General features: G+C 66.5%; 21 protein-coding genes, 3 tRNA genes and 1 pseudogene. 14 read left to right on the top strand and 11 right to left on the bottom strand.

The genetic code is table 11. The annotated features are described in order from the left end of the window. The first annotated feature begins 44 nt into the window (after nucleotides 1-44). From E3O42_RS08615 to E3O42_RS08600, 4 genes are read left to right on the top strand one after another with little or no spacing between them, the layout of a single operon-like run. The gene (locus tag E3O42_RS08615; RefSeq protein ID WP_241984729.1) at nucleotides 45-770 is read left to right on the top strand and encodes a class I SAM-dependent methyltransferase; all 726 of its coding nucleotides are present in this window, start codon (nucleotides 45-47) and stop codon (nucleotides 768-770) included. Nucleotides 771-801: 31 nt separating this feature from the next. Beyond that, nucleotides 802-1,872 (top strand): polyprenyl synthetase family protein, encoded by a 1,071-nt coding sequence (locus tag E3O42_RS08610; protein ID WP_134453540.1) that lies wholly within the window; start codon nucleotides 802-804, stop codon nucleotides 1,870-1,872. A gap of 10 nt (nucleotides 1,873-1,882) precedes the next feature. Further along, nucleotides 1,883-3,280, top strand: a complete 1,398-nt coding sequence (locus E3O42_RS08605; protein ID WP_134453539.1) for an FAD-dependent oxidoreductase — start codon at nucleotides 1,883-1,885, stop codon at nucleotides 3,278-3,280. 14 nt (nucleotides 3,281-3,294) lie between these two features. After that, complete coding sequence (locus E3O42_RS08600; RefSeq protein ID WP_134453538.1) at nucleotides 3,295-4,116, top strand: alpha/beta hydrolase; 822 nt, start codon at nucleotides 3,295-3,297, stop codon at nucleotides 4,114-4,116. Nucleotides 4,117-4,191: 75 nt separating this feature from the next. Here E3O42_RS08600 and E3O42_RS08595 read toward each other — a convergent pair whose 3' ends face one another. Next, complete coding sequence (locus E3O42_RS08595) at nucleotides 4,192-4,680, bottom strand: YajQ family cyclic di-GMP-binding protein (protein WP_134453537.1); 489 nt, start codon at nucleotides 4,678-4,680, stop codon at nucleotides 4,192-4,194. Between the two features lie 50 nt (nucleotides 4,681-4,730). Further along, nucleotides 4,731-5,747: a LacI family DNA-binding transcriptional regulator gene (locus E3O42_RS08590; RefSeq protein ID WP_134453536.1), complete on the bottom strand. Its 1,017-nt coding sequence runs from the start codon at nucleotides 5,745-5,747 to the stop codon at nucleotides 4,731-4,733. A 156-nt stretch (nucleotides 5,748-5,903) separates the two neighbouring features. Here E3O42_RS08590 and E3O42_RS08585 point away from each other — a divergent pair. From E3O42_RS08585 to E3O42_RS08575, 3 genes are all read left to right on the top strand, one after another. Next, a tRNA-Tyr gene (locus E3O42_RS08585) sits at nucleotides 5,904-5,985 on the top strand. Nucleotides 5,986-6,116: 131 nt separating this feature from the next. Further along, nucleotides 6,117-6,950, top strand: coding sequence for an inositol monophosphatase family protein (locus E3O42_RS08580; protein WP_134453535.1), 834 nt, complete (start codon nucleotides 6,117-6,119; stop codon nucleotides 6,948-6,950). A gap of 245 nt (nucleotides 6,951-7,195) precedes the next feature. Continuing rightward, the gene (locus E3O42_RS08575) at nucleotides 7,196-8,542 is read left to right on the top strand and encodes a M23 family metallopeptidase (protein ID WP_134453534.1); all 1,347 of its coding nucleotides are present in this window, start codon (nucleotides 7,196-7,198) and stop codon (nucleotides 8,540-8,542) included. Between the two features lie 115 nt (nucleotides 8,543-8,657). Here E3O42_RS08575 and E3O42_RS08570 read toward each other — a convergent pair whose 3' ends face one another. Both E3O42_RS08570 and E3O42_RS08565 read right to left on the bottom strand, forming a co-directional pair. Then, nucleotides 8,658-9,419: a GTP pyrophosphokinase gene (locus E3O42_RS08570; protein WP_241984728.1), complete on the bottom strand. Its 762-nt coding sequence runs from the start codon at nucleotides 9,417-9,419 to the stop codon at nucleotides 8,658-8,660. Nucleotides 9,420-9,550: 131 nt separating this feature from the next. Continuing rightward, on the bottom strand, nucleotides 9,551-11,221 hold the full coding sequence (locus tag E3O42_RS08565; RefSeq protein WP_134453533.1) for a glycoside hydrolase family 13 protein: 1,671 nt from the start codon (nucleotides 11,219-11,221) through the stop codon (nucleotides 9,551-9,553). A 173-nt stretch (nucleotides 11,222-11,394) separates the two neighbouring features. On the opposite strand from E3O42_RS08565, the gene E3O42_RS08560 reads away from it, so the two are divergent. The 6 genes from E3O42_RS08560 (at nucleotide 11,395) to E3O42_RS08540 (ending at nucleotide 15,825) form a co-directional block, all read left to right on the top strand. Then, on the top strand, nucleotides 11,395-12,627 hold the full coding sequence (locus E3O42_RS08560; protein ID WP_134453532.1) for a sugar ABC transporter substrate-binding protein: 1,233 nt from the start codon (nucleotides 11,395-11,397) through the stop codon (nucleotides 12,625-12,627). A 125-nt stretch (nucleotides 12,628-12,752) separates the two neighbouring features. Next, entirely contained in the window at nucleotides 12,753-14,378 is a 1,626-nt protein-coding gene (locus tag E3O42_RS08555; protein WP_174844237.1) for an ABC transporter permease subunit, read from the top strand. 1 nt (nucleotide 14,379) lies between these two features. Then, nucleotides 14,380-15,297 carry a sugar ABC transporter permease gene (locus E3O42_RS08550; RefSeq protein ID WP_134453530.1) on the top strand — a complete coding sequence of 306 codons (918 nt, stop codon included), beginning with the start codon at nucleotides 14,380-14,382 and terminating at the stop codon, nucleotides 15,295-15,297. A 154-nt stretch (nucleotides 15,298-15,451) separates the two neighbouring features. Further along, on the top strand, nucleotides 15,452-15,595 hold the full coding sequence (locus E3O42_RS18330; RefSeq protein ID WP_206751225.1) for a hypothetical protein: 144 nt from the start codon (nucleotides 15,452-15,454) through the stop codon (nucleotides 15,593-15,595). Between the two features lie 53 nt (nucleotides 15,596-15,648). Then, nucleotides 15,649-15,720 (top strand) — tRNA-Thr (locus tag E3O42_RS08545). Between the two features lie 31 nt (nucleotides 15,721-15,751). Continuing rightward, a tRNA-Met gene (locus tag E3O42_RS08540) sits at nucleotides 15,752-15,825 on the top strand. A 602-nt stretch (nucleotides 15,826-16,427) separates the two neighbouring features. Here the strand turns inward: E3O42_RS08540 and E3O42_RS18490 are convergent. From E3O42_RS18490 to E3O42_RS08515, 7 genes and pseudogenes are all read right to left on the bottom strand, one after another. Continuing rightward, the gene (locus E3O42_RS18490; protein ID WP_241984727.1) at nucleotides 16,428-17,072 is read right to left on the bottom strand and encodes an ice-binding family protein; all 645 of its coding nucleotides are present in this window, start codon (nucleotides 17,070-17,072) and stop codon (nucleotides 16,428-16,430) included. A 90-nt stretch (nucleotides 17,073-17,162) separates the two neighbouring features. Next, nucleotides 17,163-17,423, bottom strand: a pseudogene (locus tag E3O42_RS18950) (Ig-like domain-containing domain); the annotation flags it as partial. A 576-nt stretch (nucleotides 17,424-17,999) separates the two neighbouring features. Then, entirely contained in the window at nucleotides 18,000-18,188 is a 189-nt protein-coding gene (locus E3O42_RS18175) for a hypothetical protein (protein WP_174844236.1), read from the bottom strand. Between the two features lie 203 nt (nucleotides 18,189-18,391). Beyond that, the gene (locus E3O42_RS18725; protein ID WP_255455024.1) at nucleotides 18,392-18,523 is read right to left on the bottom strand and encodes a hypothetical protein; all 132 of its coding nucleotides are present in this window, start codon (nucleotides 18,521-18,523) and stop codon (nucleotides 18,392-18,394) included. A gap of 40 nt (nucleotides 18,524-18,563) precedes the next feature. Next, nucleotides 18,564-19,682 carry a Gfo/Idh/MocA family protein gene (locus E3O42_RS08525; protein WP_134453528.1) on the bottom strand — a complete coding sequence of 373 codons (1,119 nt, stop codon included), beginning with the start codon at nucleotides 19,680-19,682 and terminating at the stop codon, nucleotides 18,564-18,566. After that, the gene (locus tag E3O42_RS08520; protein ID WP_134453527.1) at nucleotides 19,682-20,389 is read right to left on the bottom strand and encodes a ThuA domain-containing protein; all 708 of its coding nucleotides are present in this window, start codon (nucleotides 20,387-20,389) and stop codon (nucleotides 19,682-19,684) included. Before E3O42_RS08520 ends, E3O42_RS08525 begins: the two co-directional genes overlap by 1 nt. A 35-nt stretch (nucleotides 20,390-20,424) precedes the next feature. After that, a complete protein-coding gene (locus E3O42_RS08515) occupies nucleotides 20,425-21,426 on the bottom strand; it encodes a LacI family DNA-binding transcriptional regulator (protein ID WP_134453526.1) in 1,002 nt (333 codons plus the stop codon). A 201-nt stretch (nucleotides 21,427-21,627) separates the two neighbouring features. Here E3O42_RS08515 and E3O42_RS08510 point away from each other — a divergent pair, with 201 nt between their 5' ends. Continuing rightward, nucleotides 21,628-22,935 carry an ABC transporter substrate-binding protein gene (locus tag E3O42_RS08510; protein ID WP_420897874.1) on the top strand — a complete coding sequence of 436 codons (1,308 nt, stop codon included), beginning with the start codon at nucleotides 21,628-21,630 and terminating at the stop codon, nucleotides 22,933-22,935. Nucleotides 22,936-22,942: the final 7 nt, after the last annotated feature.

The following is a 22,942-nucleotide window of genomic DNA, read 5'->3' as shown; positions in this document are numbered from 1 at the left end:
CGCGGATACCCGGTCTGCGGCCCAGCGCAATCTAGAATGGGCGGGTGAGTAGAGCAGATCTTAATAAGCAGCCAGCACAGGTCGCAGCCATGTTCGATCTGGTCTCGACGCACTACGACCGCACCAACGCGTTGCTGTCCGTGGGCAATGCGTCCCTGTGGCGCGTCGCGACCACGCGGGCCGTCAACCCGCAACCGGGCGAGCGGATTCTCGACATCGCCGCCGGCACGGGCACCTCGAGCGTGGCGCTGGCGCACACCGGCGCCCATGTCGTGGCCGCCGACTTCTCCGAGGGCATGATCAAGGTCGGCCGTGAGCGGCACGGCGACAACCCCAATGTGGAGTTCGTGCAGGCGGATGCGACCAAACTGCCGTTCAAGGACGGCGAGTTCGACGCCGTCACCATTTCGTTCGGGCTGCGCAACGTCGTCGAGCCCAGGAAGGCCATCGCCGAGTTCTACCGGGTCACCAAGCCCGGCGGCCGGGTGGTCATCTGCGAGTTCTCCACCCCGCCGTTCACGCCGATCCAGCTGGGTTACTTCGCCTACCTGAACCACGTGATGCCGCGCATCGTCAAGCTGGCCTCCTCCAACGCCGAGGCCTACGACTACCTGGGTGAATCGATCGCAGCCTGGCCGGACCAGCCCACGCTCAGCGCCTGGCTCCGCGACGCCGGGTACGACGCCGTCGCGTACCGCAACCTCACTGTCGGTATCGTGGCTCTGCACCGCGGAATCAAGACCGCCGACGCCCCCGAAACAACCTCCTGAAACTCCCAGATCCGATAGTTAGGCTGACAGAGTGAAATTGACCGCCCCCGTGGCCCGCCGGAGCCCGTCGGTAACGTCGCAGCTGGGCCTGAGCGATCGCATCTTCTCCACCTCCGCCGACCGCGGTCTGGCGGCCAGCATCGAGTCAGGGTTGGACAACGTCACGACGACCCTGCTGGGCGAACTCGTGTTCGCAGACGAAATCGCTTCGGTCACGAGCCGGTACCTGCTCGATGCCGGCGGCAAGCGGGTGCGTCCGATGCTCGCGCTGCTCACCTCGCACCTCGGCGACGGCACCGTACCCGATGTCATCAAGGCCGCCGCCGCCATCGAGATCACCCATCTCGCCTCGCTCTACCACGACGACGTGATGGATGACGCCGAGAAGCGTCGCGGAGTACCCAGCGCCCAGGTGGTCTGGGGCAACTCCATCGCCATCCTCGCCGGTGACCTGCTGTTCTCCCGCGCCAACCAGCTGATGGGCCGACTCGGCGAACGCGCCGTGCGGCTGCAGGGCGACACCTTCGAACGCCTCGTGCTGGGCCAGCTGCACGAGACCATCGGCCCCAAGGACGGTGAAGACCCCGTCGATCACTACATCCAGGTGCTCGCCGACAAGACCGGTTCCCTCATCGCTGCCGCGGCGCAGGCCGGCATCATCTTCTCCAACGCCCCCGCGGAGTTCGAGGAACCCGTCGTGCAGTTCGGCGAGCGGATCGGCGTTGCCTTCCAGCTCATCGACGACGTGCTGGACCTCTCCCCGCAGCCGAAGGAGACCGGCAAGGTCCCCGGCACCGACCTGCGCGCCGGCGTGGCCACCCTGCCGCTGCTGCGCCTGCGCGAGCGGGCCGCCACGGATGCGGGGGCCGCCGAGCTCGTCGCCCGACTCGAGGCCGATGTGATGAAGAGCCAGGGCGTGGCCACCGAGGCCGCAGACTCGGCCATCACAGCGCTTCGGGAACACGACGTGACCACCCAGACCCTCGCGGAGGCCCACGGTTGGGCCCGTGATGCCGTTGCCGCCCTTGCCCCGCTGCCGAACGGCTCGGTCAAGAAGGCGCTCACCCGCTTCGCCGAGACCATCGTCGAGCGATCCAGCTAGAAAGGCTTCCATGACCAAGTTGCGATTGGCCATCGTCGGTGCGGGCCCCGCCGGCATCTACGCCGCAGACATCCTCCTGAAGGCCGAACGGAACTTCGAGGTTTCGATCGACCTGTTCGACCACCTGCCCGCTCCCTACGGACTGGTGCGGTACGGCGTGGCCCCGGACCACCCGCGCATCAAGGGCATCATTAACGCGCTCCGCGATGTGCTCGACCGCGGCGACATCCGCCTGTTCGGCAACGTGCGCTACGGCACCGACATCACCCTGCACGACCTCAAGAAGCACTACAACGCGGTCATCTTCGCGACCGGTGCCGTGCACGACGCCAACTTGCCCATCCCCGGCATCGAACTTGAGGGTTCCTACGGCGCCGCCAGGTTCGTCAGCTGGTTCGACGGCCACCCCGACGTGCCGCGCACCTGGCCGCTCGAGGCGCAGTCCGTCGCCGTGATCGGCAACGGCAACGTGGCGCTGGATGTCTCCCGCATGCTCGCCAAGCACGCTGACGACCTGCTGCCCACCGAGATCCCCGCCAACGTTTACGAGGGCCTCAAGGCCTCGCCGGTGACGGATGTGCACGTGTTCGGTCGCCGCGGCCCCACTTCGGTGAAGTTCACCCCGCTGGAGCTGCGCGAACTCGGCGAACTCAACGACGTGGACATCATCGTTCACGACGAGGACTTCGACTACGACGACGCCGCCCGCGCGGCGGTGGCGAGCAACAAGCAGGTCTTCGTGATCGACAAGGTGCTCAACCAGTGGCGCAAGCGCGAGACGGGCAAGGCGTCGCGCCGATTGCATCTGCACTTCTTCGCCCGCCCGGTTGAGGTCACCGACGACGGCAACGGCCACGTGGGCGGCTTCCGGTATGAGCGCACCGCACCTGATGGCCATGGCGGCGTTGTCGGCACCGGCGAGATCCGCGAGCTGCCGATCCAGGCCATCTACCGGGCGGTCGGCTACTACGGCTCCTCGCTGCCTGGCGTCCCGTTCGACAAGAAGCGCGGGGTGATCCCCAACCGTGAGGGCCAGGTGCTCTGGAAGGGTGAGCCCGGCTTCGAGTCCAGCACCGCCAGCCAGCAGATGTACGGCGTCTACGCCACCGGCTGGATCAAGCGCGGACCCGTGGGCCTGATCGGTCATACCAAGTCCGACGCGATGGAGACCGTGCGTCACCTGATCAACGACGTCGGCAACTGGTGGCGACCCGAGGCACCGGATGAGCAGAGCATCGTGGACCTGCTCGAGGCCCGCGGCGTTGAGTACACCAACCTCCACGGCTGGCACCGGCTCGACCAGCACGAGCTGGCGCTCGGCGCCGAGCAAGGCCGCGTGCGCGTCAAAGTCGTCCCACGCCACGACATGGTCGAGGTTTCCCGGGCCAACGTCCCCGCCGAACTGTAGTCAAGCCGCGAGCCGTGAGAAAAGCCCCGAAAAATGAGCGATTTCGGGGCTTAGCTCACGGCTCGCGTGTTGTCGCGTGGCAGGAAGACATCCTGGGGAGTGACTACCAGGCAGCCACCCTGCCTCTCGGCAGCGACGAAGAGGGGGAGGTCGTCGCCACCCTGGTGAGGCACCGCCCGCCGCTGACCGACCTGGTGTCGCCGGTCGCCCCGGCGCGCGGCACCGATGTGCTCTACCTGCACGGCTGGTCGGACTATTTTTTCCAGACGGGGCTCGCCGAGCACTGGCACGGTCTCGGCGCCCGGTTCTACGCACTCGATCTGCGCAAGTACGGGCGCAGCCTGCGGGAGTACCAGACGCCCGGCTTCGTGGCCGACCTGGCCACCTACGACGCCGACATCGACGCCGCTCTCGCCGCGATGGGCCATGGCGAAAACACCGAACGGCCCTCTCGGCGGCGGCTGGTGCTGATGGGGCACTCCACTGGCGGCCTCACCCTCAGCCTGTGGGCGGCCAGGCACCCCGGCCGGGCCCAGGCGCTCGTGCTGAACAGCCCGTGGCTGGAGTTCCAGGCCGGCGGGGTGGGCCGGGCCTTCATCGCCCCTCTCGTGCAGCTGGGCGCCCGCGTGCAGCCGCTGGGGACCCTGCCCCAGGTGGACCTGGGCTTCTACACCCGCTCGGTCTCGGCCGAGTTCGACGGCGAATGGTCCTACGAGCCGCGTTGGCGCCCGGCGCGCGGCTTCCCGGCGCCCAGGGCCTGGCTGAACGCCGTGCTCGAGGGGCACGCCGCCGGCTACGCCGCGCTGACCCGATGGTTACACGCGTACGCGCCCTGACCATCCGCGAACTGTGAGAAAAGCCCCACATCTCGGAAGATCTTGGGGCTTAACTCACGGCTCGCGGGAGGGGAACTAGCGGAAGTTGACGAACTGGAGGGCCACGTCGAGGTCCTTGCCCTTGAGCAGGGCCATTGTGGACTGCAGGTCGTCGCGGCTCTTCGAGCTCACGCGCAGTTCGTCGCCCTGGATCTGGCTCTTGACACCCTTGGGGCCCTCGTCGCGGATGATCTTGTTGATCTTCTTCGCGTTCTCCTGGTCGATGCCGGCCTTCATGCTGGCCTCGATCCGGTACTCCTTGCCGGAGGCGAACGGCTCACCGGCGTCGAGGCTGCGCAGCGAGATGCCACGCTTGATCAGCTTCGACTCGAACACCTCGAGGATCGCCTTTACGCGTTCCTCGGTGTTCGCCTTCATGAGCACCTTTTCGCCGCTCATCTCGATGGATGCCCCGACGTTCTTGAAGTCGTAGCGCTGCGCCACCTCTTTGTGAGCCTGGTTGAGCGCGTTGTCGATCTCCATGGGGTCGACCTTGCTGACGATGTCGAACGTAGAATCTGCCATGAGAGCCATGTTACCGAGAAGGGCAGGATGCCGCCCGACGGGGGCGTCGATCAGTCGCCGGGGCGCGCCGTACTCGAGCGCACGATGAGTTCGAACGGCATCGGGGTGTTCAACGCCGCCTGGTCGTGCTGGCCGGGGTGCAGCTGGTCCATCAGGATCTCCACGGCCTTGGCGCCCTGGCCCTGCGGGAACTGCGCGATAGTGCTGAGCCCGAAGAAGTCGGCCAGTTCGTGGTCGTCGATGCCGATCACCGAGACGTCCCGCGGCACGATCAGGCCGAGGTCCCGTGCGGCCAGGATGCTGCCGATCGCCATCTCGTCCGACGCGGCGAAGATCGCCGTCGGCCGGTCGTGCGGGCTGCCCAGCAGCTGCTTCGCCGCCTGGTAGCCGCCACGGATGGTGAAGTCGGCCGGTTGGAACAGCTCGGGGGCCACGCCGAACCCGGCGGCCTCCAGGGCGGCCTCGTAGCCGAAGCGCCGGTTGGTGGGCAGGTGGAAGTCGAGGTCGTAGTCCTTGGTGCCGCCGATGTGGGCGATGCGGGTGTGGCCGAGGGCGAGCAGGTGCTCGGTCGCGAGCCGGGCCACGGCCGCATCGTCGATGGTGAGGGTGCGCACGCCAGTGATCGGGCCGCCGACGCCCACGAGCGGCTTGCCCAGCGCGTGCAGCCTGGCCACCTCGCTCTCGGTCAGTTCCAGGGAGATGGCGATCACGGCATCCACCCGCTGGCGCAGCAGGAAGTGCTCGAAAACGCTGCGCCGCTCGTCGCCACCGCCGGTGAGGTTGTACAGGGTGAGGTCATAGCCGTTGTGCAGCAGCTCCTTCTGGGCGCCCTCGACGACGCTGGAGAAAAACCACCTGTTGAGGAACGGGACGACCACGCCGATGTTCTTCATGCGGCCCGACGCGAGGCTGGACGCGTTCGACGACACCACGTAGCCCAGCTCGAGCGCCGCGGCCTTGACCTTGAGCCGGGTGGTGGGCGACACGTGGCCGTTGCCGCTCAGGGCGCGCGAAACCGTGGCGGTGGAGACGCCCGCGCGGCGGGCGACCTCGTCGATTCCGACCATTCGGGTTCCTTATCGGCGTGCTGGAAGGGGTGTGAAGTGATCATATCCACCGGTTTGGCGACTGGCCGCCCACCCTGATTTCGCACTTCGGCCCTTCGGCTTGTATTCTGTCTGAGCGTCTCCGGTCACGTGGCTACATATGGCCGGGTATGCACTGGCGAGTTACCCAAGCGGCCAAAGGGATCTGACTGTAAATCAGACGGCGTAGCCTTCGTGAGTTCGAATCTCGCACTCGCCACAGCAAGAATGGGGCAAGACCAGCAGCACCTGCACCATCCAAACGCGCCGGACTTCCGGCGCGTTTGTGCGTTAACGCGCTGTTTGCCGGTGCTTCTGCCGCCGGAGTGCGCTCTGGCGTAGCGTGGTCAGATGACCGCTCCCGCTACCACCGAACTGCTCGCCCTCGCCCAGGAGACCGCGATGGTCGCCGGAGAGCTCGCCCGTCGCCGGCGAGCGGAAGGCGTTCAGATCGCCGCGTCGAAGTCGTCGCCGGAGGACGTGGTCACGCTCGCGGACCGGGAGACCGAGGCGCTCATCCGCGGCCTGCTCGCGGATGCGCGACCCGACGACGGCTTCTACGGCGAGGAGTCCACCGCCAGCGCGGGCACCTCCGGGCTCACCTGGGTGGTCGACCCCATCGACGGCACCGTCAACTACCTCTACGGCATTCCCTGCTACGCCGTGAGCATCGCCGTGGTCGAGGGTAACCCCGACCCGGCCAGCTGGAAAGCCCTGGCCGGCGCGGTGCGCAACCCGGCCATTGACGAACTATTCTCCGCCCGCGCCGGCGGCGGGGCGCACCTGAACGGACGCGCGCTGCAGGTGTCGAGCGGGGTGCCGCTGTCGTTGGCCCTGTTCGGCACTGGTTTCTCCTACGACTCCGTGCGCCGCACCCGCCAGGCTCAGGTGCTGCACGGCCTGATCAGCCGGGTCCGCGACGTGCGGCGGATGGGCGCAGCCTCGCTCGACCTGTGCTCGGTTGCTGCCGGCCGGCTGAACCTCTACTACGAGCGCGGACTGCACCCCTGGGACCACGCCGCAGGGGCCCTGGTCGCCGCGGAGGCCGGAGCCCGCGTGGGTGCGTTCGGCGCCGATCGTGAAGGCCTCAACCTTCTCATCGCGGCCGCGCCCGATCTCTACGCGGCAGCCGAGCCGCTGCTCACGAATCTTTTCGAGCAATTTATGGCGGACGACGACATTTGAGAATCGGAGCGCCGGCGACGGCGCCTCACCCGCACGATGGCGGGGCAGACGCCCGATTCACTATCACGCCGGACACATTCCGCGCATCCTCCACAGGGAGGTAAGCACCCCGTTTTCGGGTGTGATTTGCCGACTTCAAATGGCCATCCGTCGCCCCGCAAGCTAGCCTTTATCTATTCGTTACTTTGGCTCACGTCAAAACGCGAGCCTCTTGCCCTGCTTAACGCGCCGAAAGTACCCGTCCTTTGTCACGTCACACCCCGTTGTCGGATGCCCCCGCAGCCGACTCCAGTGACCTCTCACAGAGCGAGCTCGGCCACACCGATTCGACCGAGTCGGCCCGTGCGGCCGCCGCACCGCGACGCGCGCTCACGCGTCGCGAGCAGCGCGAGCTCGAGCGCCGCGCGGAGCTCGCCGCCGAACCGACACCGGTAACCGAGCCCGCAGGCACTGAAACCGCCGACTTTGTTGCCGACGCCCACGTGGAACCCGAGGCCGTGACCGAGTTGTCGCCCGAGGCGCACCTCCTTGTCGGTGCCGGACTGGCCGAACCTCACCTCGAGGCCGTTGTTATCAAGGAACGCGATTTGGCCCTGCCTGCCGAGCCGGCCTACGAGCAGATCCCGAGCGACGTTTCCCCGAACACCACGACCACGACGATCATCCTGCCGTCTCGCGCGGCCCTGCGCGCCCAGCTGCGCGCCACGCAGGCGAGCGACGAGGAGTTGCCGGGCGACGGTGACGCTGCGGCGTCAGAGGCCCGCACGGAGCCGCGCGAGCCTGAGAGCACGCTGCCCACCTACGTGCCCCGCACCCGGGCGCTGCCGTCCTCCGCCAAGCCCGGTACGGCGTCGGCGCGCTCCGGCCACCACCGCATGCGCATGCTGGCCACCAAGGGTGGTTCGATCATCGCGATGTCCTTCATCGCGCTGATGGCCGTCGCCACCTCGATCCCTGCCGACGCGTTGTTGTCCTCCAGCGACGTGCAGGCCGCGGCCCTCGAGGCCAACAAGCCCGTGAGCGGCGCCGAGCCCGCCCAGACCATCAACCTGGCCAACGGCACCGACACCATCACCGTCGAGCAGGACAGTTACGAGTCGCAGTCCATCGCCGAGGTCGCTGCGGCAAGCGGCATCCGCATGGAAGACTCGTTCAGCAACAACCCGAACGGAGCAATCCAGTGGCCGTTCGCGGTCGGCGTGCACGTGGGCGACCAGTTCGGCTACCGCAACTGCGCCGGTTGCTCGGTCAACCACGGCGGCCAGGACTTCAACCCCGGCGTCGGAGCACCCATCCAGTCGATCGCCGACGGTGTGGTCAGCTTCGCCGAGGACGGTGAGGGCAGCCTCGGCGTACATATGATCATCGATCACATGATCGACGGCAAGCTGGTCTCCAGCGTCTATGCGCACATGATCCACGGCTCGATGCTGCTGAAGACCGGTGACGTCGTCAAGGTCGGTCAGGTCATCGGCAAGGTCGGTTCCACCGGTATGTCTACCGGCCCGCACCTGCACTTCGAGATCCGCCTCGGCGGAATCGCCGGAACCAAGGTCGACCCGCTCGCCTGGCTCTACGCCAACACCGACTAGCGCTCTGCCTCGTTGGTCGAAGTCGTTGGACCTCCCGCCGCGGATCTCGGCAGGCCCGATCAACGTGGGGTTACGGCTTGCGCTGCCCGCTCCCGTAGACCCGTGAGGGGCAGGGTCAGACGGCCCTGGCGAGGAAGGCCTCGAGCAGTGACCGGGGGAGCGGGAACGGTGCGAGCCCGTCCGCGGCGGGCTGGGTGGGCCGGGACTTCCGGGGCGCCACGGGCTCGGCAGACTCGTCCAGCGACACGACCTGGTCGTGCAGGCGCTCCATGTCGATGTCGAGCCGGTTAGCCACGTCAGCGGCCTGCTTGAGTTCGCCCACGAGCGCGGCCGGCACCGCGCCGTCGTACTTGTAGAAAATCTTGTGCTCGAGGCTGGCCCAGAAGTCCATGGCCACGGTGCGGATCTGCACCTCGACCGTGACGGGCTGCACCCGGTCGGACATGAACACCGGGATCGCCACGATCAGGTGCAGGCTCTTGTAGCCGTTGGGCTTGGGGCTCTTGATGTAGTCCTTGACCTGCAGCACGGTGATGTCACGCTGGCCGGTGAGCATCTCGAGCACCCGGTAAGTGTCGGAGATGAAGCTGCAGGTGATGCGGATGCCTGCGATGTCCTGGATGTTCTCGCGGATGCCCTCGAGGTCGAGCGGGTAACCCTTGCGGTTGGCCTTCTTGAGGATTCCCTCCGGCGATTTCAGCCGGTGGCTGACGTGCTCGATCGGGCTGTAGTCGTGGATCGCGCTGAATTCTTCCTTGAGGATGTTGACCTTCGTCATCATCTCGTCGGTTGCGAACTTGTACGACATCATGAACCGAGTGAGCTCGGTCCGGATATCCCGGAGGTCACTGGGCCATTCGACATCATGGTCGGTCACGAGTGCTCCCCTATCAACGACGGCCCAGCGAACGCCGGTGACCACCTCGAGTCTGCCATCCCCCGCATCGGTACTCGCTGGGAGCGCGCTGCGAGCGGGGGGAGTGGCGACTGGAGAGTTCCGGCTGGGTGTCAGCCCTGCATCCACACCGTGGTGTCACCCGGCAGCGTGCGCCCGGTGAGGGTCGCGCTGGTAAGCAGCACATCGCCGGCCGGCAGCTCGACGGGCAGGTCGCCGGTGTTGGCGACCACCACGACATTCCGGTTGCGGAATACGAGCACGCCTGCGCTCGGCGAGGGCAACCACTCCACCGAGCCGAGGCCGAGCTCGTGCCCGCGGCGCAGTGCGAGGGCATCGGAGTAGAGCTCGAGGGTCGAGCCCTCCACGCCGGCCTGCGCGTCGCGGGCCAGCGTTGCCCATTCGGCGGGCTGGGGCAGCCAGCTCTTCGCACTCGGCCCGAAGCCGTAGGACGGCGCGGCGCCCTCCCACGGGATGGGTACCCGGCAGCCGTCGCGGCCATAGCGCTCACCGTTGGTGCGGAACCAGGTGGGGTCCTCGCGCGACGAGTCGGGCAGGTGGATGACCTCGGGCAGCCCGAGTTCCTCGCCCTGGTAGATGTAGCTGGAACCCGGCAGCGACAGCATCAGGGCGGATGCGGCGCGGGCGCGACGCAACCCGACCGCGGTGTCCGGCAGGCCGACGGTGTTCGGCCCGATGCCGTGGCCCTGCAGGTTGTCGGCCGTGAGTGCGAGCCGGGAGGCGTGCCGCACGACGTCGTGGTTGGAGAGCACCCAGGTGCTGGGCGCACCCACGGAGCTGAAGGCGGCGAGCGAGTCGTCGATCACGCTGCGGAGCGCTTTGGCCTGCCACGGGGTCTCCAGATAGGCGAAGTTGAACGCCTGGTGCATCTCGTCCGCACGCACCCACTGCGCCACCCGGTCGAGCGGGTCGACCCAGGCTTCGGCGGCCAGGATGCGGTCACCGTCGTACTCGTCGATCACCAGGCGCCAGTCGCGGTAGATGTCGTGCACGCCGTCCTGGGCCCAGTACGGGGCGCCCGCCACGGGCTCAGCCACGACGCCGGGCTCAAGTGCGGTGGTCGCGCCGCCCATGCTGCCGCCGTCGACGGGTGGGGTGTAGTCGGGCAGGCCCTTGGCCTTGATCATTCCGTGGGCGACGTCCACCCTGAAGCCGTCGACGCCGCGGTCCAGCCAAAAGCGGAGCACATCACGGAACTCGGCGCGCACCCATTCGTTGTCCCAGTCGAAGTCGGGCTGGGTGGCGTCGAAGAGGTGCAGGTACCACTGGCCAGGGGTACCGTCGGGGTCGGTCGTGCGGGTCCAGGCGTTGCCGCCGAACACGGACTCCCAGTTGTTCGGGGGAAGTTCGCCGTTCTCGCCGAGGCCGTCGCGGAAGATGTAGTGGCCGCGCTCTTCGCTGCTGGGACCGGCGGCCAGGGCGGCCTGGAACCACGGGTGGTCGCTTGAGGAGTGGTTCGGCACGATGTCCACGATCACCCGAATCCCCAGGTCATGCGCGGCGGCCTGCATCGCGTCGTAGTCGGCCAGGGTGCCGAAGAGGGGATCGACATCACAGTAGTCGGAGACGTCATAGCCGGCGTCGCGCTGCGGCGACGTGTAGAAGGGGGACAGCCAGATGGCGTCCACCCCCAGTTCTGCGAGCTGCGGCAGCCGCGAGCGGATGCCGGCGAGGTCGCCCATGCCGTCGCCATTCGCGTCAGCGAACGACCGTGGGTAGATCTGATAAATAACGGCGTTACGCCACCACTCTGTGCCTGTCATGACGGACAGACTACGGCATTTTGAAGGTCGTGCAAGCGCTTCCACAATCACAGCCCGTGGATGTGGCACTTGATCTGTCGATAACCGCACACTTGGTTGCTAATCGGTGAGATGGCAGGTATACATGTAAACGCTTGCACAAATTGTCAATGTTGATTATGAAAGGCACACCAATGATGGTGAAGAAGAATGGCCTGCTCGCCGCCGGCGCAATAGCCGTCGCAGCGTCCCTGGCCCTGGCCGGCTGCTCGGCTGGTTCGAACTCGAGCGGCTCCTCGTCGGATGCCGACTCCAGCGGACTGACTGTGTGGGTGGACGCCGACCGCGCCGCCGTCATGAAGGACGCTGCTGCGGCCTTCACCAAGGAATCCGGCGTCAAGGTCAAGCTGGTGCAGAAGGACTTCGCCAAGATCCAGGAAGAGTTCATCGCCCAGGTCCCCACCGGCAAGGGCCCCGACATCACCATCGCCGCGCACGACTGGCTCGGCAACTTCGTGAGCAACGGTGTGGTGCAGCCCGTCGAGCTCGGCGATACCGCGGCCGGCTACCAGCAGGTCGCCGTCACCGCCATGAGCTACGAGGGCAAGACCTACGGCGTGCCGTACTCGATCGAGAACATCGCCCTGCTGCGCAACACCGCGCTGGCGCCCACCGCGCCGACAACCTTCGACGAGATGACCGCGGCCGGTGTCGCCGCAGGAACCGAATTCCCCTACCTCGTGCAGATCGGCCCCGAGGCTGACCCGTATCACCTGTACCCGTTCCAGACCTCCTTCGGGGCCCCGGTCTTCGGCACCAACGCCGACGGCAGCTACAACCCTGAGGACCTCACCGTCGGCAACGCCGGCGGAGAGGCATTCGCGACCTGGCTCGCCGCAGAAGGCGCAGCAGGCCGCATGAGCGTGAACCTCACCGGCGACATCGCCAAGGAGAAGTTCTACGCCGGAGCCTCGCCGTTCCTCTTGACCGGACCGTGGAACGTTCCGGACGCCCTGGCTGCCGGTATCGACGTGTCCGTCGACGCCGTGCCGGCGGCCGGCGGCCAGGCTGCCCAGCCCTTCGTGGGAGTGCAGGGCTTCATGGTGAGCGCCAAGACCAAGAATGCCATCGCGGCGAACGAGTTCCTGGTGAACTACATCGGCAGCGAAGAGGTACAGACCGCGCTCTACGACGTCGGAGGACGCCCACCGGCGCTGACCGCCGCGTTTGACGCCGCCAGCTCCGACCCGATCACCGCTGGATTCGGCGCCGTCGGCGCCTCCGCCGTGCCCATGCCCAACATCCCGCAGATGGGCAAGGTCTGGCAGTTCTGGGGCGTCACCGAGGCTGCGATCATCAGCAACCAGGGTGACCCCGTGCAGCTGTGGCAGAAGATGACCGCGGACATCGCGGCCGCCATTCAGTAACACCCCCGTTGGGGTGCGTCCGGCCTCCAGGGGCCGGGTGCACCCCAACACCCGCAGCACAGCGCTACCCGCACGGACACCCGCCGCCAGGCACACCGCGCCTTGAGGCAAGCAGAGAGCAGAGAATGATGACCCTCCCCGGAACCGAGCGCGATCGGGCCCAGATCGTCGCCGCCAAGAACTCCAGGCAGGCGAGCCGCATTGCGGAAGCCGCATCCGCCGGTATCAAGGTGCTGCTGGTTAAGGTCCTGCTGCTCGGCATCGTCGACGCGATCAGCGTCTACGCCCTCTTCGTGCTCGTCATCAAGCAGGACTGGCTGGTCTTCAGCCTTGTGCTGCTGGTCACCCTCGTCGTCAACTGGATCTACTTCCGCGCCAAGGGCCTGCCGGCCAAGTACCTCACGCCGGGCCTGATCTTCCTGATCATCTTCCAGATCTTCGTCGTCGGCTACTCCGGCTACATCGCCTTCACCAACTACGGCACCGGCCACAACAGCACCAAAGAAGACGCGGTCAACTCGCTGATCCTCTCCTCGCAGGAACGCGTGCCTGATTCGGCCAGCTACGCCGTCACCGTGCTCGAACAGGCCGGCACCTACAGCTTCCTGGTCACCGACCCCGACCACGAGATCAGCGTCGGCAACCCGGACGCACCGCTTGAGCCCGTCACGGATGCCGAGACGGATGCGTCCGGCCAGGCCATCGCGCTGCCCGGCTACACCACGCTGAACTTCGCCGACATCGTGGCCAACCAGGAGACCATCGCGGCCCTCGCGGTGCCCGTCTCCGACGACCCCAACGACGGAAGCCTTCGCACCCCGGACGGTTCCGCCGCCTACCTTTACCTCTCCGACCTCGTCTACGACGAGGTCGCCGGCACCATGACCGACGCCAGCACCGGTGTCGTCTATACCGAAGACCCCTCGAAGGGCTCGTTCGTCGCCGAGGACGGCGCCGACCTGCAGCCCGGCTGGAAGGTGGAAGTGGGCCTGGCCAACTTCGCCAAAGCCTTCGGCACCGACTCCATCCGCGGCCCGCTGATCAGCGTGACCCTGTGGACCTTCGCCTTCGCGTTCCTGTCGGTGGCCACCACCTTCGCGCTGGGCCTGTTTCTGGCGATTGTGTTCAACGACCTGCGGATGCGCGGCCGCAACGTCTACCGCGTCGTCATGATCCTGCCCTACGCCTTCCCTGCCTTCCTCTCTGCGCTGGTCTGGGCCGGCATGCTCAACCCGCAGTTCGGTTTCATCAACCAGGTGCTGTTCGGCGGGGCGGAGATCCCCTGGCTCACCAACGAGTGGCTGGCGAAGTTCAGCATCATCTTCGTGAACCTCTGGCTGGGCTTCCCCTACATGTTCCTGGTCTGCACGGGAGCGCTTCAATCCATCCCCGGCGAACTGCAGGAAGCGGCCACCGTGGACGGCGCCAAGCCCTGGCAGGTGTTCAGGCTGATCAAGCTGCCGCTGCTGCTCGTGTCGGTCTCTCCCCTTCTGATCGCCTCGTTCGCGTTCAACTTCAACAACTTCAACCTCATCTACATGCTCACCAACGGTGGGCCGCGGGACGTCACGGCGGGGGTGAACGTCGGTGCCACCGACATCCTCATCTCGATGGTCTACAAGGTGGCCTTCGTCGGCGCCAACCGCGACTACGGACTCGCGAGCGCCTTCTCGATCCTGATCTTCGTGCTCGTCGCCCTCGTGTCGATCATCAGCTTCAAACAGACCAAGGCGCTAGAGGAGTTGAACTGAGATGACCATCGCCCCGACCATCGCAGCCCCGGACACGTCCGAGTACATCCCCGTCAGGCAGCCCTTCAACTTCGGCCGCTGGTTCCGCGCCACCGGCTGGCGGCACCTGGTCGGCGCCGTCATGGTGGTCTTCTCCGCCTTCCCGCTGCTTTACGTGCTCTCGGCGTCGCTGCACCCCGGCGGCACCCTGATCACCGCCAACGGCCTGTTCAGCGAGGTGGACCTGGGCAGCTATATCACCCTATTCAACCTGCCGCAGCAGCCCTACGCGGCCTGGTACGGCAACACCCTGCTGATCGGCGGGATCACCTCCGCCGGCACCGTGTTCCTCGGCGCCCTGGCCGCGTATTCGTTCTCCCGGATGCGCTTCACCGGCCGCCGGGCGGGCCTGCTGATGCTCGTGCTCGTGCAGATGTTCCCGCAGCTGCTCGCCGTGGTGGCGATCTTCCTGCTGCTCAACGGCATCTCCGACATCTTCCCGGCCATCGGCCTGGACACCCAGATCGGCCTGATCATGGTGTACCTCGGCGGCGCCCTGGGCGTGAACACCTACCTGATGTACGGGTTCTTCAACACGATCCCGGCGTCCATCGACGAAGCAGCGAAGCTTGACGGCGCCGGCCATGCCCGCATCTTCTTCACGATCATCCTGCGCCTGGTCGCCCCCATCCTCGCGGTGGTCGGGCTGTTGTCGTTCGTGGGCACCACCAACGAGTTCGTGATCGCCAGCATCGTGCTCATCACGCCGGAGAAGCAGACCCTCGCGGTGGGCCTCTACCAGTTCGTCTCGCAGGAGTTCTCGAGTAACTACTCGGTCTTCGCGGCCGGAGCCGTGCTCGCGGCCCTGCCCGTGATGGCGCTGTTCCTCTGGCTGCAGAAGTACATCGTCGGCGGTCTGACGGCCGGTTCGGTCAAGTAACCGCCGGATGCAGCCGCACCACCTGCTCCCGCACCACGACGGCTCCCCGCACCAACGCCGACGCCGAGCTGGCGCCGGTGGCCGTGGGCCTCGGTGACCCTGCCAACGCGGGTGGACTGCGCTGGTTGCACGTGGGCGAGGACGCGCTCGTATAGTGGGCGGATCGGCCGTCTGCTCGGTGTCCGGCGCCGGCCTCCGGCTGGTCGCCACCGGCGCATCCTTCACGGCCTGGGCACTGCCCGGCGTCACAATCGCCACGGATGGCCGGCCTGTGTCACCGACGGGTCTCGCGAGGTGATAATGTTTACCGGTTGCCAAAAGCACGGTTCAGCTTCAGATGTTTGAGGTTTTGCCCCCTTAGCTCATTGGTAGAGCACTTCCTTGGTAAGGAAGAGGTAGTGGGTCCGATTCCCACAGGGGGCTCAGGCTTGAGAGCTAGGCTCTGAAGGTCTAAGGCGGGGTAGCTCAGTTGGTTAGAGCACACGGCTCATAATCGTGGTGTCGCGGGTTCAATTCCCGCTCCCGCTACACATAAAGGCCCTTTGATCAGGAATTCTACCGATCACAGGGCCTTGCTTTTTGGCCGGACTGCGAGACCGCCGACGATCCCCACGCCGGTGCTATCTACCCCTTCTGGGTCTCTCCAGTTGACTCAGCTCGGTCTTCGTCCTCCTGGCCCTGGTCGTCCTCTACGGACTGTGGATGGTCGTGCGCCGAGACAAGAACTCGCCGGCGCCATAACGCTGGCTACTCGCTCGTAAGGGAATGATGCCGTGCATCCAGCCAGGGCAAGAGCGGTCAGCCCGGCGCCGAGAATGCTGGCAACGATCTTGTTCATCGTCTCTCCTTCGATTGTTCCGAGCCGGCCCGTTGACAACCGAACCTCGCGGCGGCCAGTGAAGTCGCCAACGAGAACGGTTGGCCACACGATTCGCTCAACAGCAAGGCCGCCATCTTCATCCCGGCCTACGGCGCCGGTCGGATTGAGCGCAAAACGGCGCACCTGAGGAATCTCAGGTGCGCCGGCTCGTTCTGGACTACAGGTGCGGGAGCAGGTGACCAGTCGAGCGGGTTATCCCTCTGGTCGGCCTGCTCCGATTGCTTTGCTCGTCGCACCTTTGTCCACAGGCCTACTGCGCGGGCAGCGTCACAACGTTGCTTTGCAGGGTGACCGCGGTCTGCGCGAGGAGGCGGCCGTTGATCGACGCACCAGTCTTCATAGCAATCAGGGTCTTGCCGAGAATAGTTCCCTCGAAGTGGGCGGTGGTTCCGACCGACACTGATTCGGCGACCTGCCAGAAGACATTCTTCGCCTGCGCGCCACCCGCGAGGGTGATGTTTTTGGCGGAGGCCTGGTCGAGTCCGCCGGCGACCTGGAAGATCCAGATGTCGTTCGGGCCCCCGGTAAGCGTCACATCCGTCGAGATGAGCAGGTCAGTGTTCCACTTGTAGAGTCCGGGGGTTAGCGTCAATCCGCCGATTTCACCAGCGCCGAGGTTGATCGCGTTGGGTAGGGTTCGTCCGGCGGCGTCGGCGTATGCGAGCTCCATGTCGCCAACCGTAGTGGTGAGCAGGGTCGCATCGGTGGTTTTGCACGCGGGGCCGCCCGCGTCGACGGTGTAGATGATGCCGGTCGCAACCTCGGGGCAGCTGAGGTGGATGGCGGCACCGGTGATCGGGCTGGAACCGACATTTCCGTTGACAACCGACGCGGGAACATTCGTTACACCTGTCTTCGACAGGATCGCGAAGGTCGAGGCGACACCGAGTTCCACCGGAGCTTGTCCGGTAAACGGCTCGGGCGTTGTGGTAAATGTCCACACGACCGGCTCGGCTAGTGACCCGCCTGCAGCGCTCAATGCTGCTTCTGTGATCGTCGCGGTGTAGCGCGTGTTCGGCAGCAGCGCCGGAGCGGTCGGGGTGAAGGTCGCGACGGTGTTCGAGGCCGTCAGTGCGACGGTTCCGGAAACGGTGTTCCCAGTCTCTTCGGCAAGAGTGAATGTCGACACCGATCCGGCTGGGGTCGAGGCGATCGTCGCCGGTGCGAGCGGCTGGCTGAAGGTCGCCGACACCGACGTGCCGGTGACGATGTTGTTGCTCGCGTTCAGGCTGGTCGGAACCCGCATGGCTCCGCTGGCGGGTGTGACAGAAGCGATCGTCGGGACGGTTGTTGGGGCCCTCGTATCGGAAGCGGCCAGCACGCTCTGCCCGGCGCCGCCGAGACTGACCAATGAGGTGATCAACAGTAGTGTCAGGGTCAGTGCCGAGGTGCGGGTGGCGGAAAAGTGTCTGGTAATGGTGGTTTCCCCTTCAATGTACGCCCGCGATGGCGGGTGCAGGGCAGGGCCAGAGTGGCCCCCGATGCTACGCATCAGGGTTCTGGTAACGCTTCATAATCCCCCAGAAACTGTCTACCTGCAGATTAGGGTGTCCACCCGCATCCGAGGGGCAATCGGCGAGTGATAGTCAGAAACGTTGCATGAACATTTCCTGCGGGTCGTGGTCGGCGTTCACCGAGACACCGCAGCTATTACCTCGAGGCTTCCGCCGTGATTTGCCGAAGGCTTACGTCTCCTGCACCACGCGGTTTGTTGCCGGACACGCAGCGCCGCCGCCGCCGGATGCCTCGAACTTCGCACCACAACCCGGCGCTCATCAGACCTGAGCAAGCACTCGGCCGACGTGTTTGCCGAGGCTGAGAATCACACCGTCCAGATCACTCGTCGCGACGGTGAGACATGGTGCTGATGTCGCAGCGCGAAGCGGACGCCCGCGCTGAGCTTCTGCAATTCGCCGCAGACCAGATTCGCATCGACCGGCGCCCGCAAAGGATGGGGCAACGTGGCTGCGACGATCCGGAACCCGATGGTAGACGCGTGGGACTTCTTCACGAAGACCCCCACCGAGCGCAAGAGCGTAGATCACCGGCCTTGACCAGCGACAAGAAAGAGAGAAGACCAGCCTTGTCCGACATCGTGAGAGAGCGCGCCCAGTGGCCAGGCGCCCGTAAGACGGCCGGCGAAAGTGCCTTTATCGGGGTCACGTCCCGCTGAGCGGTGGAGTTCTCAACACCGTGCAGGTCAGTGGTTTTAGTCTAGGCGGCGAGTTCGGGGAGTATCACCGCCTCGTCGAGGTCCTCGATGGGGTTGTCCATGGTGGTCAGCTCGAGCATCGATTCTTCGGAAAAGTAGAGGAAGCTTCGAGCCTCTTCTTTGCCCGTCGCCATGCCGTGGAACGCACCTCGTAAGGCGGGAAAAGTGACATTTCTAGGACGGAATTGGCCACAGCGTCCTTCCGAGCCACTGGGCTCGGGGCGTCAGCGGCACGGGGGCAGGCCGCTCGGCGGTAGTGGTCGTGTCGATGCGGCGGCCCTCTGAAGCGGCGCGCAGCAAGGACTCCATGACGTCGAGCACGTGCAGGGCGAGTTCACCGTTGGCGCGCGCCATGGTGCGATGCGGCGCCCGGATCTGGTCGAGAAGCCCGATGCCGCGCACGCCGTCGACGTAGCCGGCCAGCGGGTCGAGCGCCTGGAAGCCGCCATCAGTCGCGCGGCGGAGGCTGGTGGGCCCGTCGAAGGTGTTCGGGTCGCCCACGGCGAGGGTGCCGTCGGTGCCGTGCACCTCGAGCGGCGACGCCAGGGTGGCCGCGGAATCGAAACTCATAGTGATGGTCGACAGCGCACCGTCCTCGTGCTCCAGCACCCCCGTGACGTGAGTGTCGACGAAGACCGGGATGCTCTCGCCGGCCCGCGGCCCGGTGTGGATGACCCGGTGATCCTGGGGTCGGCAGGACGCGCCGGTCACCGAACGGATGGGGCCCAGCAGGTGGATCAGCGCCGTGATGTAGTACGGGCCCATGTCGAAGAGCGGGCCGCCGCCCTCGCGGTAGTAGAAGTCCGGGTTCGGATGCCAGAGCTCGTGCCCGGCGGTGACCATGACGGCCGACGCCGCCACGGGGCGGCCGATCAGCCCGTCGTCGATCGCGGCGCGGGCCGTCTGGATGCCAGTGCCGAGCACGGTGTCCGGCGCTGATCCGACCCGCACGCCCGCGCGGGTCGCGGCCGCAAGGATGCCGCGGCCCTCGGCCAGGGTCACCGCGAGCGGCTTCTCGCCATAGACCTGCTTGCCCTGATTGATGGCGCCGAGCGCGATCTCGGCGTGGGCGGCCGGGGTGGTGAGGTTGAGCACGGTGTCAACGTCGTCGCTGGCGAGCAGCTCGGCAACCGTCAACGCGCGGGCGGCCGGCAGCCCCGACGCGACAGACCGCGCCCGGTCGGGATCAAGATCGGCCACGGCCGTGATGACCACGGCGTCGCTGGCTGCCAGCGTCTCGAGGTAGACGGCGGAGATGACTCCGAGGCCGATGATTCCGAGGCGCTGGGGCATCAGGCGCCCTGCTCGGTTTGTGTGCGGGTCGCCCACAGCATGCCTCTTTCGATGATGGTGCGCACGGATGGGTCCTGGAGGACATCGAGGCTGTGCCCCGGCGTCGTCACGACGATCCGGCCGTTGCCCCAGCGCCGCGTCCAGACCGCCGGCGATGTCAGCGGCCGGTGCCACGGCTGCCAGGCCCGGGCCGGATGCGTCGTCGTCGCGAGCACGTCGCATAGGTCGTCGTGCAGAACCCAGTACTGCTCCGTCGTGAGGCTGAAATCAGCGAGGCCCACGGTGACCGGATGCGTCCGGCCCTCAGCGGTCACGGTGACCAGGTGCTCGAGATAGTTATCCTCCTCGCCCCCCTCCCGCAGCTCTGGTGCCTTGGCGGGGTGCGTCACGAACTGGCCGCCCACGAGCTGCAGGTAGTCGGCGGACGCCCGGTACGAATCCGCGATGCCGCCGTGCCAGCCGGTCAAGCCGGCGCCGGCGGCGACGGCATCCCGGAGGCCCGCCACCTGGTCCGCGGTGATCTCCGACATCGTGACGCTCTGCACGATGAGGTCGGTGCCCGCCATCACCCTGTCATCGGCGTAGACCGCCGGCGATTCCTCGATGCGAACTTCGTACCCGTGGTCCCTGAGGAACGGGACGAACAGCTCGGTGCTCTCCACCGGCCGGTGGCCGTCCCAGCCGCCCCGCACTATCAGTGCCTTCATGCCTACCTCCTTGTAGCCGCACCAGGTCGAAAAGATCAGATGTGGGGTGGAGCCGTCGTCGCCCGGCGCACGAGCCCGGTCGGCAGCCGAATGTGGTTCTGCGGCAGTGTCTCGCCGTTCAGCAGGGAGACGAGCATCCCGGCCGCGGTGGCGCCGAGCTTCTTCATGGGCTGCCGGATGGTGGTGAGCGCAGGGTTCATCTGGGAGGCCTCTGGAATATCGTCGAAGCCGATCACCGAGAGGTCGCCGGGCACCTCGAGTCCGAGCTCTGCGGCGACCTGGATGATCGCGATCGCCGAGAGGTCGTTCGCGGCGAAGACCGCCGTCGGGCGGTCCGTCATCGACAGGAGCGACGCGGCCGGTGCCTTGGCCGTTTCGCGCTTGTACAGGCCGACCCTCACGAGGGCGGGGTTGAACTGGATGCCCGCATCTGCGAGGGCCTGGCGGTAGCCGGCCTCGCGCAGGGTGGCGCTTCGCAGGTCGGGTCGGCCGGCCAGGAAGCCGATCCGGCGGTGGCCGAGCTCGATCAGGTACCGCGTGGCCTGCAGGGCGCCGCCGAAGCTGTCCGATTCCACCGTCGGGAGGTCGGCGCGCCCGGTGTGCGGGTCGATGGCGACGACGGGGATGTCGGCCGAGGTCGTATCGACCGTTGGTGTGACCATGATCGCCCCGTCGATCAGCGTGCCGCTGAGCCGGCTCAGGGAGCGCCGCTCCCACCCGTTTGTCTCCCGCTGCCGGGATCCGCTGTACGCGAGCAGGTCGTAGCGGGAATCCGCGAGGGCGACGCCGACGCCCTTGAGGATCTCCGCGCTGAACGGCTCAAAATCGGCCACCAGGATGCCGATGACGCTGGTGCGGCGCGACCTCATGCTGCTGGCCACGAGGCTCGACTCGTAGCCCAGTTGCTGCACCACGTCGAGCACCCTGGCCGTGGTCGCAGCCGAAATACCGTACCGGCCGTTCACGGCCTTGGAGACCGTCGCCACCGAAACGCCGGCCGCGGCGGCGACATCATGGATCGTGGCACGTGGGGTCATAGGTTCAGCATAGGGTGACATGGAAACTGATTTCGAAAACGTTTGACACTTCTTTTTTCCGCTGTGACACTGAGGCAATCCGGAACGCGCAGGGCAGCCCTGTCGAAGCCCGGACCGAACAGCAGCCCGTCAGGGCGCGGCTTCACACCAAGACCATCGACGACCGATGGTGTCCCTCAATGAAGAGAAAAGGTTGAACCAATGAAGGTGAACCCCACCACGGCGAAGAGGATCTTCGCAGGAACAATGGTCCTGGGCCTTAGCGCCCTGGGCCTAACAGCCTGTAGCGCCGGCTCCTCAGGCGACGCGTCCTCCGGGGGTGACGTCACGATGAGCCTCTGGCAGAACTCCACCACCGGGCCCGGCCAGGAATTCTGGGACAAGACCGTCGCCGACTTCGAGGCCGACAACCCCGGCGTCACCATCGACGTGCAGGCGATCCAGAACGAAGACCTGGACGGCAAGCTCCAGACCGCGCTGAACTCCGGCGACGCACCCGACATCTTCCTGCAGCGCGGCGGCGGCAAGATGGCCGCCATGGTCGCGGCCGGCCAGCTGATGGACCTCACCGGCGGCATCTCCGACCAAGTCAAGTCGGAGATCCCCGAGGGCTCCTTCATCGCGAACACTCTCGAGGACAAGGTCTACGCGATGCCGGTGGCCGTGCTCCCCGGCGGCATCTTCTACAGCCAGGACTTGTTCGATGCCGCCGGTATCACCGAGGCGCCCGCGACGATCACTGACCTCGAGACTGCCGTTGAGAAGCTCAAGACCAGCGGGGTGGCCCCGATCGCGCTCGGCGCCAAGGACGCCTGGCCCGCCGCGCACTGGTTCTACTTCTTCGCGCTGCGCGAATGCAGCCCCGATGTCCTAACCGAGGCCGCAGACACCAAGGACTTCTCGGATGACTGCTGGATCAAGGCCGGCGAGGACCTCGAGAGCTTCGCCGCCACCGAGCCCTACAACCAGGGCTTCCTGACCACCGCCGCCCAGCAGGGCGCCGGCAGCTCCGCCGGCCTGGTCGCCAACCACCAGGCAGCCATGGAACTCATGGGCGCCTGGAACCCCGGCGTGATCGCCTCCCTCACCCCCGACGCGAAGCCGCTCGCCGACCTGTCCTGGTTCGCGTTCCCCGAGGTTGACGGTGGCGAAGGTGAGCCCGGCTCGATCCTCGGTGGCGTGGACGGCTACTCCTGCTCGGTCGACGCCCCGGCGGAATGCCTTGACTTCCTCAACTACATCGGCAGCTCAGATGTGCAGAAGGAGTACTACGCGGCCTTCAACGCCCCGCCGGTGAACACCGTGGCCCAGGAAGCCGTCACCGAACCCTACCTGCAGAAGATCATCGAGGCCTACAACGCGGCCCCGTACGTCTCGCAGTGGCTCGACACCGTCTACGGCCAGAACGTCGGAAACGCGCTGAACGTCGGCGTGGTCGACCTGCTGGCCGGCAAGGGCAGCCCGGAGCAGCTGATCCAGGCTGTCAACGACGCAGCCAAGAAGGCCTAGGCCGGCT

The sequence above is a fragment of the Cryobacterium adonitolivorans genome, assembly GCF_004402695.1.
GTDB classification, from domain to species: Bacteria; Actinomycetota; Actinomycetes; order Actinomycetales; family Microbacteriaceae; genus Cryobacterium; species Cryobacterium adonitolivorans.
This window is presented reverse-complemented; position numbering and strand designations above follow the sequence as displayed.

Coding starts and splice junctions, on each gene's coding strand:
- E3O42_RS08550 (WP_134453530.1), top strand. CDS start 14,380: ATGACCATCGCCCCGACCATCGCAGCCCCGGACACGTCCGAGTACATC.
- E3O42_RS08595 (WP_134453537.1), bottom strand. CDS start 4,680: ATGGCAGATTCTACGTTCGACATCGTCAGCAAGGTCGACCCCATGGAG.
- E3O42_RS08580 (WP_134453535.1), top strand. CDS start 6,117: ATGACCGCTCCCGCTACCACCGAACTGCTCGCCCTCGCCCAGGAGACC.
- E3O42_RS18725 (WP_255455024.1), bottom strand. CDS start 18,523: ATGGCGACGGGCAAAGAAGAGGCTCGAAGCTTCCTCTACTTTTCCGAA.
- E3O42_RS08560 (WP_134453532.1), top strand. CDS start 11,395: ATGATGGTGAAGAAGAATGGCCTGCTCGCCGCCGGCGCAATAGCCGTC.
- E3O42_RS08520 (WP_134453527.1), bottom strand. CDS start 20,389: ATGAAGGCACTGATAGTGCGGGGCGGCTGGGACGGCCACCGGCCGGTG.
- E3O42_RS08510 (WP_420897874.1), top strand. CDS start 21,628: ATGAAGGTGAACCCCACCACGGCGAAGAGGATCTTCGCAGGAACAATG.
- E3O42_RS08555 (WP_174844237.1), top strand. CDS start 12,753: ATGATGACCCTCCCCGGAACCGAGCGCGATCGGGCCCAGATCGTCGCC.
- E3O42_RS08565 (WP_134453533.1), bottom strand. CDS start 11,221: ATGACAGGCACAGAGTGGTGGCGTAACGCCGTTATTTATCAGATCTAC.
- E3O42_RS08525 (WP_134453528.1), bottom strand. CDS start 19,682: ATGCCCCAGCGCCTCGGAATCATCGGCCTCGGAGTCATCTCCGCCGTC.
- E3O42_RS08590 (WP_134453536.1), bottom strand. CDS start 5,747: ATGGTCGGAATCGACGAGGTCGCCCGCCGCGCGGGCGTCTCCACCGCC.
- E3O42_RS08605 (WP_134453539.1), top strand. CDS start 1,883: ATGACCAAGTTGCGATTGGCCATCGTCGGTGCGGGCCCCGCCGGCATC.
- E3O42_RS08515 (WP_134453526.1), bottom strand. CDS start 21,426: ATGACCCCACGTGCCACGATCCATGATGTCGCCGCCGCGGCCGGCGTT.